The organism is Mesorhizobium sp. M8A.F.Ca.ET.181.01.1.1, assembly GCF_004792025.1.
GTDB lineage: Bacteria > Pseudomonadota > Alphaproteobacteria > Rhizobiales > Rhizobiaceae > Mesorhizobium.
This window is the reverse complement of the sequence record NZ_SRTV01000012.1, coordinates 58,312-71,880: the sequence shown is the minus strand read 5'-3', so window position 1 is coordinate 71,880 and position 13,569 is coordinate 58,312. Positions and strand designations below refer to the sequence as shown.

13 protein-coding genes are annotated in these 13,569 nt (G+C 62.6%); 9 read left to right on the top strand and 4 right to left on the bottom strand.

The window, feature by feature from the left end; translation table 11 throughout:
- Positions 1-97 precede the first annotated feature (97 nt).
- On the bottom strand, positions 98-397 hold the full coding sequence (locus EN824_RS30055; protein WP_127279241.1) for a PqqD family protein: 300 nt from the start codon (positions 395-397) through the stop codon (positions 98-100).
- 132 nt (positions 398-529) lie between these two features.
- Positions 530-682, bottom strand: coding sequence for a lasso peptide (locus EN824_RS30050; protein ID WP_127279240.1), 153 nt, complete (start codon positions 680-682; stop codon positions 530-532).
- 509 nt (positions 683-1,191) lie between these two features.
- On the opposite strand from EN824_RS30050, the gene EN824_RS30045 reads away from it, so the two are divergent.
- The 8 genes from EN824_RS30045 (at position 1,192) to EN824_RS30010 (ending at position 9,602) form a co-directional block, all read left to right on the top strand.
- Complete coding sequence (locus EN824_RS30045) at positions 1,192-2,322, top strand: nucleotidyltransferase family protein (protein WP_135917299.1); 1,131 nt, start codon at positions 1,192-1,194, stop codon at positions 2,320-2,322.
- A 65-nt stretch (positions 2,323-2,387) separates the two neighbouring features.
- Positions 2,388-3,410 carry a glycosyltransferase family 2 protein gene (locus EN824_RS30040; protein ID WP_127872983.1) on the top strand — a complete coding sequence of 341 codons (1,023 nt, stop codon included), beginning with the start codon at positions 2,388-2,390 and terminating at the stop codon, positions 3,408-3,410.
- Between the two features lie 299 nt (positions 3,411-3,709).
- Positions 3,710-4,111 (top strand): hypothetical protein, encoded by a 402-nt coding sequence (locus EN824_RS30035; protein ID WP_127872984.1) that lies wholly within the window; start codon positions 3,710-3,712, stop codon positions 4,109-4,111.
- 143 nt (positions 4,112-4,254) lie between these two features.
- Positions 4,255-5,121 (top strand): family 16 glycosylhydrolase, encoded by an 867-nt coding sequence (locus tag EN824_RS30030; RefSeq protein ID WP_127873040.1) that lies wholly within the window; start codon positions 4,255-4,257, stop codon positions 5,119-5,121.
- Positions 5,122-5,170: 49 nt separating this feature from the next.
- Entirely contained in the window at positions 5,171-6,502 is a 1,332-nt protein-coding gene (locus EN824_RS30025; protein WP_127872985.1) for a UDP-glucose/GDP-mannose dehydrogenase family protein, read from the top strand.
- A gap of 49 nt (positions 6,503-6,551) precedes the next feature.
- Complete coding sequence (locus tag EN824_RS30020) at positions 6,552-7,994, top strand: GMC family oxidoreductase (protein WP_135933019.1); 1,443 nt, start codon at positions 6,552-6,554, stop codon at positions 7,992-7,994.
- Between the two features lie 13 nt (positions 7,995-8,007).
- Entirely contained in the window at positions 8,008-8,457 is a 450-nt protein-coding gene (locus EN824_RS30015; protein ID WP_127872987.1) for a hypothetical protein, read from the top strand.
- 65 nt (positions 8,458-8,522) lie between these two features.
- Entirely contained in the window at positions 8,523-9,602 is a 1,080-nt protein-coding gene (locus EN824_RS30010; protein WP_135933018.1) for a glycosyltransferase, read from the top strand.
- Positions 9,603-9,628: 26 nt separating this feature from the next.
- On the opposite strand, the gene EN824_RS30005 is transcribed toward EN824_RS30010, so the two are convergent.
- Positions 9,629-10,651 carry a phosphoribosyltransferase family protein gene (locus EN824_RS30005; RefSeq protein WP_127872989.1) on the bottom strand — a complete coding sequence of 341 codons (1,023 nt, stop codon included), beginning with the start codon at positions 10,649-10,651 and terminating at the stop codon, positions 9,629-9,631.
- 53 nt (positions 10,652-10,704) lie between these two features.
- Positions 10,705-12,201, bottom strand: a complete 1,497-nt coding sequence (locus EN824_RS30000; protein WP_135862310.1) for a lipopolysaccharide biosynthesis protein — start codon at positions 12,199-12,201, stop codon at positions 10,705-10,707.
- A gap of 184 nt (positions 12,202-12,385) precedes the next feature.
- Between EN824_RS30000 and EN824_RS29995 the strand changes: the two genes are divergently transcribed.
- Positions 12,386-13,558: a glycosyl transferase family 1 gene (locus EN824_RS29995; protein ID WP_127279648.1), complete on the top strand. Its 1,173-nt coding sequence runs from the start codon at positions 12,386-12,388 to the stop codon at positions 13,556-13,558.
- Positions 13,559-13,569 lie beyond the last annotated feature (11 nt).

Here is a 13,569-nt window from a genome sequence, read left to right as displayed (position 1 = left end):
CCTGGCCAGGCTCCGCCTGCCAGGCCGCTTCATCGGCGCGGGGGGTCTCTGCGTCACAGGTCTTTGCCGCGCAACCATGGCCTTCTGCGACACCTGCCTAGACGACGGCCTCATGCTCAAGCCTCGCAAGCCCGTTTTCCGCCAGGCCTTTCAGCAATGCGTCGACGTCGCCCTTGCAGCGCTCGGCGTCGACATTGTAGCGAGCGAGGACGGCGCTGCGGATATCGGCGACCGGCTTGGGCTCCTGGATCAGGTCCCAGATGAAAGCGCCGACACCGTTGAGGCTGTAGTAGATATTGGATTTCAGGTTGAGAAGCGCGAGGCCTTCGCCGAATTCGCAGGCCACGGCATCCTTGGTCGCGCTTACGCAATCGCGGTCGGATGGGTTCCAGTTCATCCTAAAACCTCTTTCGCAACACGTTGCCCCGCATCGACAGGCTGGAGGAGTCGGGGATTTTCACCCCCGGCTCCTTCTTATGATTTTTGGATACTGGAGGTTCCAACGTCATCCTCCGGGATCAGGATAGTCTCAAGAGAACGTGAGGTCGCCAATTGGCGTATGTGCGGGGAACGACGCATCGATCGCCGTGCTGCCGCCGCCGCCCTGGGTGATGGTCTCGATCGAACCATGCACGGTCAGGTTTGGCGTTTCGTACTCTTGCTTTTCAACATTCTGTTCCATTGTACTCTCCTATCAAGGACTGGAAACGGCCTGTCGATTACCGTCAGCACTTTCATGCTGCGGCGCAATAGCTGCATAGCAGCATTTATGAGTCAAGTCTCATTTACCCGCCGTTAATCAATTATGGGTTGCGAACGTCACTCCCCGTGTGAGAAATCCGCCCTTTATGAAGGGAAGCTGCTTCACTTCGGCGTTTGCTAGTGACAACACTTTAAATCATTGATTTGGTCATTTTTAAGGGGAATTCCTGAAGGGAAATTCACGCAAGCGATTGATTTTAGATAGCGCTAAACTATATCCCTCTTTCATCTGGCCACCGCCGATAGCACCGCGACGGGGTGTTCCGTCCATCACCTCGTCACCTTCGGAGGAAGCCGGCAAACGCTATGGTTGCAAAATCTTGCACCGCGAAAGGAAAGGCTTTACGGCGCCGCGGTTTTTAAGGATGCTTTGTTTCGCACTTGCAGCATACGCGACGCGCAAACCGTTTTTTGGAGACTGTGCGCTCAATGGCCTTGCCGGAAAGCTCTTATGAACGACTGCGCGCAACCGACTGCGCCGACGAGATCGCCTATGTGCGGGCCTGCTTACGTTTGTATTTCGCGGCGCCCGCCGCCCCGGCCGCCGAGGCGTTGCCCTCGGGCCTTTCGGTCGAGGCCGTCACCGATATCGCCAGGCTGAACAAGGTCGGTGTCTTCGTTCTGAAGGCGCTGGCGCGTGCGCCGGCGCATGAGAGGCCGGGCGAGCTCTTCCAGTGGCTCGAAACCTATCGCAGAAGGACGGTTTCGATGAACGCCGCCTGCCTGATGGATTCGATGGCCATCAACGAGGCGCTGTCCGACCGGCGGATCAATTTCGTCTTCCTGAAGGGGCCGTTCCAGCAGCATCTGCTTTACGACGATCACTTCATGAAGCCTGCGGGCGATGTCGACATCCTGGTCGCGCCGGCCGGGTTCCTGAAGACGCGCGAAGCGTTGCGCTTGATTGGCTACGAGGTGTCGGGCAAGTCGCGTTCGGTCTGGTGGATCCGCTTCCTCGGCGAACAGCACATGGTTCGCGGCAGCGGGCCGAGATCATCCACGGTCGATCTTCATTACCGGCTCCAGCAGCCCGGCTCGCCCAGCCCGCGCGATGCCGACGGGTTCCTGCGGCGGAAACGGTTGGTCGAGATCACCGGCGTCGAGGTCCCTTTCACTTCGGCCGCCGACACACTGATGCTGTCGTGCATCAGCGTCGCCAAGGCCCTGTTCAACCGCGAGCCCTGCGCCGGCTATGTCTGCGATATCAGGGCCAGCGCCGCTCGCCTCGGCGAGGCCGATCAGCAGCGTGTGCTCGATGCCGCGATAGGCCAGGGACTGGACGACACCTTGCTGCTCGGCCTGCGCGCCGCCGACGTGCTGCTGGGCGGCACCGGCACGCTTCTATCGGAGCGGGCCAAGCCGATCCTGTCGCGCATCGGCAATGAGGACCTGCTCAACATGGTCATCGCGCCATGGCTGTCGTCGCTGCGCTGGCCGCAGCGGCGGACTGTGTTGTGGGAATTGTGCGGCCGGGCTCCCGTCCGCTACCTGGCCGAGGCTGGCTGGGCCGCGTCGGCGGACATCAGCCGCCGCATCTTCGAACGGCCGGCCAGTCCATGAGGGCAATGGATATCGAACGTGTACAGGGCGAGGGCAGAACGAAACCTGTGCAAGAGGCAAATTCCATGTCGATGACGAAATCCGAGGTTTGCGTGATCATCGCGGCCAAAAACGCGGCGCGCACGATCGCGGTTGCCATCGCATCCGCGCTGCGCGAACCGGAAGTGGCGGAGGTCGTCGTCGTCGACGATGGCTCTACCGACAATACCGCCGAGGTCGCCCGCTCGGCCGACGACGGCAGCGGCCGGCTCTCGGTGATGCGCCTCGACGTCAATCGCGGTCCATCCTTTGCCCGCAACGCCGCGATCGCCCGCTCACGAGCGCCGTTCGTCAGCATTCTGGACGCCGACGATTTCTTCCTCAATGGCCGGTTTCGCAACCTGTTTGCCGGCGCCGATTGGGATTTCGCCGCCGACAACATCATGCTCATCAGGGATGACGCGACCGGCGACGCGACCAAGATCGTCGCCCCGGATTTTGCCGCCGATCCCGAATTCCTCAATCTCGAACGGTTCGTGGAAGGCAACATCTCCAGGCGCCGCGTGCAAAGAGGCGAACTCGGTTTCTTGAAGCCCGTGATCAGCCGTGCCTTCCTCGACGGCCATGGATTGCGCTACGACGAAAGCCTGCGACTGGGTGAGGACTATGAGCTTTACGCGCGGGCGGTCGCCCACGGGGCCCGGTTCAAGGTCATCCGTTCCTGTGGCTACGGCGCTATCGTGCGAGCCGATTCGCTCAGCGGCCGCCACGAGACGCAGGATCTGAAGCGACTGGCCGATGCCGATCTGGCGCTGCTGGCCATCGACAGCCTGCCGGAAGGGTCCAAGGCGGTATTGCGGCGGCACGAGAGGCATGTGCGCGACAAATATCGGCTGCGCAATTTCCTCGACGTGAAGGCCGAGCGGGGCCTGGCTTCGGCCGCGGCCTATGCCTTCGCAAGCCAATCCAACTTCTTTCCCATCGTCCAGGGCGTGGCATCCGACAAACTCGAGGCGCTGTTTCGCAGCGTTGGCCTCGTGTCCAGGAACAAACACGTGCCGCCGCTGCGTTTCCTGATGGCCGGAACCAGCACGGGCAAGGCACGGTAAGGTGCGGGAGCGTTGGCTCTTGCCGGCCCGCCGCCCGCCCACCACGCAACCATTTCGATCGGATTTATGAGTTTACGAATTGGGTGGTTGCCTCGCGGCTCCGGGGATGGCAGTCTATGTTGCGGTGCAGCAAACTGAACGACCAGCCGAACTGGCCCCCGATCGGACTGGTCCGAAGTCTCTCTTCGGCGGAGGAGTGGACGACGCGGTACGAGTTTTCAGCCCCGGTTGCGGGGATTGGCCAGTGGCCCGGCCAGAAAGCCGGCCCAAAAAGCCAGCGATGACGGGAATTTAAGTTCATGGCCTCGATATTCGGCTTCAGATCAAGGGATCCGGTCCGCGACAGGCAGACCGATGTTGCGCGTCTCGACCGGCTGGCGAAGCTGTTCGAGCAGATCGCGGCCGAAATCGATGCCGAGAAAACCGGCCTGGAGAGCCGCTATCAGAAGGAGGCGACCAACGCGGCTTTCCTCGTTGAAGCCATGGAAAATGGTTCCGCCTCCGACCGCCGCTCGTCCGAGGTCAGCGCGTTGACGCAGTCGATCTTGAACAGCGAGCGCCGCATCGCGGCATTGGCGCGCCAGGGCGGCATGATGCGCGAGCTCCGTCATTCGCTGGATGCGGTCTTCGACGAGAATGCGGACGCCGATTCGCCGGCTGCGGTCGAATCGGCCAGGCAGACGGGAGCCGGCCGAGGGTGAAGGTGGCGGCACGGGACCGTTACGACGGAGGTAATGCAAGTTTGGCAGTCGGGAGGGTGATTGAAGAGGTCAAGGTTGGCCCGTTTGGAAGCGGTTCAAACGTCGACTTTGGGTTGGGGACACAGCGCAAAGGTGAGTTTGTCATGAGTTCGGAACCAAAAACCATGTCCACGACAGCAATCGACGCCCCTTCAATCCGGCATTTCGGCTGCCGGTCCGGTCTGGCGGCCGCTTTGCTGCTCGCCGCTCTTGGCAGCCTGCCGGCAACCCCGTCTCATGCGCAGGATATCCAGTCCGCGCCCTCTTTCGTCGACGATTTCAAAAGTTTCGACCGTGAGCGCTGGTACGTTTCAGACGGCTGGACAAACGGCAGCCATCAAAATTGCACCTGGTCGAAAGGCTTGGTCGAGCTTTCCGACGGCGTTCTTTCGCTCGGTTTCGCGAAGCAGAAGACCAAGGATCGCGAGTTCGCTTGCGGCGAGATCCAGACCAAGCAGCGCTTCGGCTATGGTACCTATGAGGCACGGATGAAAACCGATACGGGCCCCGGCCTCAACGCGGCTTTCTTCTCCTATATCGGCCCGTCCGACAAGCAGCCTTGGGATGAGATCGATTTCGAGATCCTGACCAAGGACACGTCCAAGGTGCAGGTCAACGCCTACATCAACGGCAAGGGCAAGAACGAGAAACTGGTCGACGTGGCCGGCGGCACCGACAGTGCCTTCAACGACTATGCCTTCGTATGGGAGAAGGATAGTCTGCGCTGGTACCTCAACGGTCAGTTGGTGAACACCATCACCTCTCCCGCCAAGCTGCCCAGCCATGCGCAGAAGATTTTCTTCAGCCTTTGGGGCAGCGAGACGATGAAGGGCTGGATGGGAGCGTTCGCCGATCCGGGCCGCAAGCTTTCGCTGCAGGTAGAGCGCGTTGCCTTCACCGCGCTCGGCCAGCCCTGCCAGTTTCCGGAATCGCTGGTCTGCAGCCTAAAAGAGTTGGGAAAGACGAATTGAACCGGCCGGACCGAAAACGGCTCCAGGCCCTGGATGGGAATGAAACCGAATGAACTTGACGGTGTTTGGAATTGGCTATGTCGGCCTCGTACAGGCGGCGGTGCTTGCCGAGGTTGGTCACCAGGTTGTCTGCGTCGACATTGACGCTAGCAAGGTGGAGCGGCTCAACCAGGGCTTCGTCCCGATCTTCGAGCCAGGCCTTGAAAGCATCGTCAGGGAGAACCATGCCGCTGGCCGCATCAAGTTCACCACCGATGCGGCGGCTGCCGTCAGGCACGGCGAAATCCAGATGATCGCGGTCGGTACGCCGCCCGGCGAGGACGGTTCGGCCGACCTCAAATATGTGCTGGCGGTCGCCGAGACCATCGGCCGCGAGATGGATGCCGCCAAGATCGTCGTCGGCAAGTCGACCGTACCGGTCGGGACCTGTGAAAAGGTGAAGGCCAGGATCGCCGAGACGCTGAAGAAAAGAGGCCGCGACGATTTGAGCTTCGACGTCGCCTCGAATCCTGAATTCCTCAAGGAGGGCTCTGCCGTCGCCGACTGCATGAGGCCGGATCGCATTATCGTCGGCACCGACAGCGAGGAAACCGAGGCGGTGATGCGCGAACTCTACGCGCCCTTCAACCGCAACCACGAGAAGATGATCGTGATGGACGTGCGCAGCGCCGAATTCACGAAGTACGCCGCCAACTGCATGCTGGCGACCAAGATCAGCTTCATGAACGAGATGGCGAACCTCGCCGAACAGCTCGGCGCCGACATCGAGGAGGTGCGCAAGGGCATCGGCAGCGATCCGCGCATCGGCTATCACTTCATCTATCCGGGTCTCGGCTATGGCGGCTCGTGTTTCCCCAAGGACGTACGCGCCCTGATCAAGACCGCCGAGGGCGTCAAGTTCGACGCCAAGCTGCTGCGCGCCGTCGAGGAGCGCAACAACGACCAGAAATCCATCCTGTTCGACAAGGTGCATCGCTATTTCAAGGGTAGCCTCAAGGGCAAGACCTTCGCGCTGTGGGGCCTGGCCTTCAAGCCCAACACCGATGACATGCGCGAGGCGCCAGCGCGTGTGCTGATGGAAGCGCTCTGGAAGGCCGGCGCGAACGTGCAGGCCTATGACCCCGAGGCCATGCAGGAATGCCAGGCCATCTACGGGCTGCGCGACGACCTGATGCTGTGCGGTACCAAGGAAGCGGCCCTGCGCGGCGCCGATGCGCTGCTGATCGCCACCGAATGGAAGAGTTTTCGCGCACCGTCCTTCGATGCGCTGAAGGATGCACTGACCACGCCGGTCATCTTCGACGGCCGCAACCTCTACGATCCCAAGGTCGTGGCGCGCCACGGCATCGAATATCACTCGATCGGCAGAATGGCGGCATGAGACCGCTCGACCCTACGGCTGCGCCCGGCGCGGAAAGGAGTTGCAACTGATGGTGCTGGACGTCAAGCCCGAGCAAGTCACCAAGGATCATTTCGATGTTGTCGCGATCGGTTCCGGCTTCGGTTCGGCTTTCTTCCTGCATGAATTCGCCAGGCGGCGTAAGGCGCGCATACTCGTCCTCGAATGGGGCCGTCACAACACGCATCAATGGCAGCTCGACCAGAACGTCAACACCGACATCGACGACGAGACGACCTACAAGACCAATTCCGACAAGCCGTGGAATTACACGATCGGGCTGGGCGGCGGGACCAATTGCTGGTTCGCGCAGACGCCACGCTTCCATCCCAACGACTTCAGGCTGAAAAGCACCTACGGCATCGGCAATGACTGGCCGATCAGCTACGACGATGTCGAGCCGTTCTATTGCGACGCCGAAGACATCATGTCGATCTCGGGCGATCCGGACATGGCGGCGATGCTGCCGCGCTCAAGGCCGTTTCCGCAGCCGCCGCATCGCATGTCGACGCCGGACAGGATGATGAAGGCGGCCCAGCCCGACCAGCATTTCGTCATGCCGACCGCGCGGGCCCGCGTGCCGACCGCGCAACGCAGCTCCTGCTGCGCCAATCTGCGTTGCTGGCTGTGCCCGGCCGATGCCAAGTTCACCGCCAATAATGGCCTGATGCATGTCTTCGAGCATCCCGACGTATCGGTCTGCCTCGGCTCCGAGGTGCGGCGGCTCGACCATGTCGGCGGCACGGTGCGTTCGGTCGCCTTCGTCCATGAGGGCAAGGAATATCAGGCCAGCGGCGACCTCTTCGTTCTCGGCGCCAATGCCATCCAGAGCGCGGCGATCATGCTGCGCTCCGGCCTCGGAGATGAATTCGTCGGGCGCGGCCTGCATGAATCCTATGGCTGGAATTTCGAGGTCTATCTCGACGGCGTCGACAATTTCGACGGCAGCACCATCACCACCGGCCTGAATTTCGGCCTCTATGACGGTCCGCACCGGTCCGAGCATGCGGCGGCCCTGGTCTATTTCGAGAACCGCTGGCAGCACGGGATGCGCGCCGAGAAGGGGCGGCTGCGCCAGGCGCTGCCGCTGGTCGTGGTCACCGAAAACCTGCTCGACCACGAGAATTTCGTCACTCTCGACGAGGACGACAATGCTTTCGTCAGCTTCAAGGCACCGTCGGACTACGCGGTCAAAGGCATGGCCCGGGCGCTTGAGAAATTGCCTGGACTGCTTGCCCCGCTACCGGTGGAGCGGTTGTTCGACCGCGGGATCCGGCCAACGGAATCGCATGTCCAGGGCACGTTGCGGATGGGCACCGGCCCGGCCGATTCGGTGATCGACAGCAACATGATCCATCACCGGTTGAGAAACCTGGTTGTCGTCGGCACCAGTACCTATCCCAGCTGTTCCTGCGCCAATCCGAGCCTGACCGCGGCAGCTCTGTCCTTGCGGGCAGCGAGCCGGATGGCGTGAGGGGAGGTATGCGATGATCGAAATCACGCGGCGTTCGGCACTGGCCATCATGGCAGGCGGAGTTGCATCGACGGGCGTGGCCTACGCGGCCGTGTCCTCGTTCTCGGACGAGGACCTGGTTCGCGTCACGCTCGAAAAATACCTCGGCAGGCTGAACATGCGCATCGAGCACCTGCAGCAGTTCGTGCTCGAGTTCCGCAACCGCAATCCGGGAATGTTTCCCAGCGAAAAACTGAGCGATGCCGTCACCTTGCTCGAGAAGGCGAAGCTCGGTCAGGCACGCCAGTTGCTGCCAAAACAGAAGCAGCGCGACCTCGGGCATTTCGACCGCTGGGTTGTTGCCGAATTCCACATGCTGACGGACTACGCCTGGCGCGGTTCGCCCAATGATCCCATCCGGTTCACCGGATGGCAGTCATGCACAAATCCGTTCGCGACGCTTGATCCGCCAAAGACTGCCTGAAGCGGCCTTGGACGCGGGCCTTCATGGGCCGAGGCATTGAAATGGATAGACGAGGAGCCGGGATCATGAAAGTTCTCTTTGCAGGCGGCAATGGCTACCCACCGGAGTTCAGCGGCGGCGTCCAGTCGAGCACTCACCATCTGGCACAGCAGTTGATCGAGCATGGGCATGAGACCGCGGTGCTCGCCGCTCTGTTTGGCGATGGTGTCTTCGGCTTCAAGGCGCGTGCAAAGATGAAGCTGTTGCGCCAGCCCGCGGTCGTCGACAGTTTTCCCGGCTACCCGGTGATCCGGGCATGGTTCCCCTGGGAGGCGGCGGCCTTCGCCGTCAACAGGGTGAAGCCGGATGTCGCGGTGGTCCAGTGTCACAAATCGGTTCCGCTCGGCAAGGCGTTGCAGGCCAAGGGCGTGCCGCTGGTCGTCTATCTCCGCAATGTCGAGTTTCACGAACTGGGAGGCGACCTGCGCGAATTGGGCTCGGCGCTCTATATCGCCAATTCCGAGTTCACCGCGCGCACCTACGCCAGGGAGTTCGGCATCGAGACAACCGTAATCCCGCCGACCATCAATCCGACGCACTACAGCACGCCGACGTCGGGCCAGTTCGTCACCCTGATCAACCCATATGAGGAAAAGGGCTTCGAGCTTGCGGTGCGCATCGCCGGCGCGTGCCCCGAAATCCCTTTCCTGTTCGTCGAAAGCTGGAAACTGGCGGACGATCACCGGGCACGCATCGAGCAGACGATCGCGCCGCTCGGCAATGTCACGCTGGAAAGCCGCACCAGCGACATGAAGACGGTCTATGGCCGCACCCGGATCCTGCTGGCGCCCAGCAAATGGGAAGAGGCCTGGGGGCGGGTGGCCTCGGAGGCCCATTGCAGCGGCATTCCCGTCGTCGGCTCCCGCCGCGGCGGCCTGCCCGAAGCGATCGGCCCTGGCGGCGCGGTGCTCGACTATGATGCTCCGCTCGCCGACTGGGTCGCCGCCGTCAGGCTTTTGTGGAATGACAACAAGGAATATGAGCGGGTCTCGGCCCTCGCGCGCAGCTTCGCCGGGCGGCCGGAGCTCGACCCCGACCGTCAGTTCGTCACCTTCTTCTCGATATTGGACAGGGCGGCACAGCAGAGCGCGCGCCAGGCCGCTTAGTCAAACAGCGACCCGATCGCGCCGCGTCAGGCTGGGCGCTTGACCCGGTTCTTCAGCGTTTCATAGCCGCGCGCGCCAAGCAGGGCGCGGGCGATGGTCTTGGCGGCGCTCTTGCGGCCTTCTTGCGAGTTGACCTGGCGCAGCCTTGCCGGCAGGTTCCGCGCGGCTTGGCCCAGGGCCGGAAGCGACAGCGCATCGGGAAAACTGACCATGTGCGTTTCGACACACAGGACCGGTTTGCCCGACAGTTCCGTGATCCTCAGCGCCTGGGCATGCTCGCTTTCGATGAACAGGATGGCATCGGATTTGCGATAGAAATCGGCCTTGAAACTGCCATGCGCGCCAAGCCGCTGGCGCTCCGCCTTGCTCGGCAGATCGAGCATGATGAGCTTGTCGTACTGGATCTCGTGCTTGGCCAACCACGCCTCGGTCAACGCACGGTATTTCTCGAGCCGGCTGGTGACCAACCAGCCGATCTTTTGGGTCACGGCATGAAGCGGCCGCGCCTCGCTCAGGAATTTTTCATAGGCCGGCCCGTCGTCGTTCTCGGCCTCGGTCGGATCGAGACACAGCACCCCGTCTATGTCGACGCAGCATTGCGCCAGGAATTTGTGATGCATGAAGTTCCACTGGAACATGCGCGGATGCGGAACGACCTCGAACACCAGATCGGTCTCCTGATGCTCGGGCTCCAGACCGAAGACGGCGGCAAAGGTGTAGTCGGCCTCGATGCCGGCGCCCTTGATGCGGGCACGGGCGTCGCGCATGGCATTGCCGCCGGAAACGCTGTCGTCGATCACCAGCACCTTGCGCATGTCCGAGACTTTGCGGTCGAGTGCGGCCCTGCGCTTGGTGATGCCTGACGTGTAGACCCGGCCTTCCAGGAAGCTATCCAGGTCGGTCATCGGAATGTTCGCCGCAAGGCTGACCAGCGTCGCGGCCAGCACGCCGCTTCTGGGAACGCCGACCACCAGGTCGATGTCGCGCGGCAGCCGGTGAAGGTTGCTCACAATCGCGTCGTTCATGTCGGAGATCGATCGGTAGTGCATGGATCAGGCCTGATGCTCGGGTGGGATAGGGTTAGACGACAAAGGCGCCGAAATTATTGCGCCTCACGCGGCGTCGCCGCCGGCGTTCTTGCAGGCAGCATTTTCAAGGCCTCCCGCAAGGCTTCGCGTCCGGCCGCGAATGCCAGCGCGACGACGATGGTGATCGCGTAGGCCAGGATGGCGCCGCTGGCCAGGGCAACGACATGCTGCTGCGGCAGCATCGGCTTGACCAGCCAGACCGCGCCCAGCGCCAGATGCGCGCCAAGCACGAACGGCGTTGCCGCGCGCAGCACATGGCCGGCTTGCAGCGGTCCGCTCCTGCCGACATAGAGCCACAGGAAGGGCGTGCGCAGATACTCGCTGACCGCATAGGCGACCGCCACGCCGAGCGCGCCGTAGGGTAGGCCGAGCGCGAAGGCAAGCACCGAGGTCACCGCCGTGATGATGCCCCAGCGCATGAAGTCTCCGGAGCGGCCCTGGCTGACGAAAAGCCAGCCCGCCGGATTGTTGAGCGGCTGCAGCAGGCCGGCAAAGCCGAGCGCCAGGAAGATCGAGGCGCTGGCGCGCCACTGCTCGCCGAGCACGAAGGGAATCAGCACATCGGACATGGCGGTGGCGAAAGCGACGCCGGGCAGCGCTACCAAAAGGATCAGCGGCATGACGCGCAGATAGGCGCTGCGATAGCGGTCCGGCTCGTCCTTCAGCCGCGACAGCGCCGGCACCATCACCTTCGACAGCGGATTGGTGATCTGGCTGAGCGGGAACAGGAGCAGCTTGTAGGCACGGTCGTAAAGGCCGAGCTGGGCCTCGCCCCAGTATTTGCCGATCAGCACGTTGTCGAGATTGCGGGCAAAGAAATTGGCGAAATTGAAACCGGTGATGCCGGCGCCGAAATTGATCAGCTCGCTGATGCCCGCGACCTTGCGCGGCATGCCCGGGCGCCAGCGCGAGCTTGCCCAGTAACAGAGCGTCGGAAGCACCGCCCCGGTCAGCGTGCCGGCAAACAGCGCCCAGTAGGAGCGGTCGATGAAGGTCCAGGCAATCGATACCGCCAGACCCGCCACGGCCCCGGCGACGTCGATGATCGCCAGGCGGCCGAACTGCATGCGGCGCGTCAGCAGCGCCAGATGCTGTGCGCCCAGGCCGTAAGCCAGGATCTGCAGCCCCAATGCCGCCACCAGGCCAGCGACACGCGGCTCGCCGTAGAAGGCAGCGACCAGGGGTGCCGCGCCCGCGAGCACGCAGGCCAGGATGGCGCTGACGGCGACGTTGATCCAGAAGAGGTAGTTCACCTCCTCGTGCCGGATGCCTGTCTTCTGGATCGTCGCCTGGGTCAGGCCGAAATCCTGGAACAGGGCGATGAAGGCGAGCACCGGCGCACACATGGCCACGACACCGAAATCCTGCGGCGACAAGAGCCGCGACAGCACGATGACGGATATGATCTGCGTGGCGACCCGCACCGACTGCGCCATGGCGGTCACGACGGCGCCGCGGCCGACCGATTTGCGCAGAGAGCCTTCCGGCGGATCGAATGGATTGGCTTCCAAATTCAGGATTCCTGATCTTTGCGCGGATTCCGGGGCCCGAAATCCACAACCGCCGCCGACCACAAACTACGGCAATAATTTTGCAGTGCAACAGAAAACGTGGATCGCCGTGCCAAAAATGTTGCGATGCAGCAAGAGCTGTACTAGGCTTTCCCTGGGTGGGTCAAACAGCGGTCGAGTTTTCATGCTGCATGTCTTGTACCTGGTGCACGATATTTCCGACCCGGCGGTTCGCCGACGGATCACGATGCTCCGGACAGGTGGCGCCCGGGTCACCCTGGCGGGCTTCCGCCGTACCGCCGCCCCTGTCGCCGATATCGAAGGATTGCGGCCCATCGACCTTGGCGCGACGCGTGATGGCCGATTCGCGCAGCGCCTGACGGCGGTGGCGAAAGCAGCGGTATCGATAGGTTCGAAGCTCAAGCGCATGCCGAAGCCGGATCTCATCATCGCGCGCAATCTGGAAATGCTGGCGCTGGCGCGCCGGGCAAGGTCGGCTTTCGGCGCCGCGGTCCCGATCGTCTATGAATGCCTCGACATTCACCGCCTGGTGCTCCGCGATGATGCTCTGGGCAAGGCGCTGCGCGCCACCGAGCGCCATCTGGCGCGCGACGTGAAGCTGCTGGTGACCAGTTCGCCCGCCTTCATCGCCAATTATTTCAGGCCCTTCCGCCAGGTCGCGGCACCGGTGGAACTGGTCGAGAACAAATATTTCGAGGCAGCGGCTGTTCTGCCTGGCGAGCCTGAGGCGGTCGAAGGACCCGTAGCCCCGCCATGGCGGATCGGCTGGTTCGGGGCGCTGCGCTGCCGCCGCTCGCTCGAACTGCTTGCCGGGTTCACGCGCCGCATGGAGGGCCGGTTCGAGATCGTGCTGCGCGGCCGTCCGGCACTTTCCGAATTCCCGGATTTCCATGCCTTCGTTGAGGCCGAACCTTACCTGTCGTTTGGCGGGCCGTATCGCAATCCGGAGGACATGGCGGCGATCTATCAGGACGTCCATTTCTCCTGGGCGATCGATTTCTTCGAGGAGGGACAGAACTCCGAATGGCTGCTGCCCAACCGCCTTTATGAAGGCTGCCGCTTCGGCGCGGTGCCGATCTCGATGGACAACACCGAGACCGGACGGTTCCTGCGGCAGCGCGATATCGGCGTTTTGTTGCCGCAGGCCACGCCCGAGGCGTTGGAAACCGCGCTTGGCGGGATGGAGCAGCACCGTTTCGGCAGGCTGAAGATGCGCGTGCTGGCCCACAATCCGAGGATGTGGAGCTACGATCGCGGCGACTGCAGCGCCCTGGTCGAAAAACTGCGCCGCCTGACCACCATGCGCGAGCCCCTCGCAGCCGAAGCCTTGGCATAGGATGGACATCG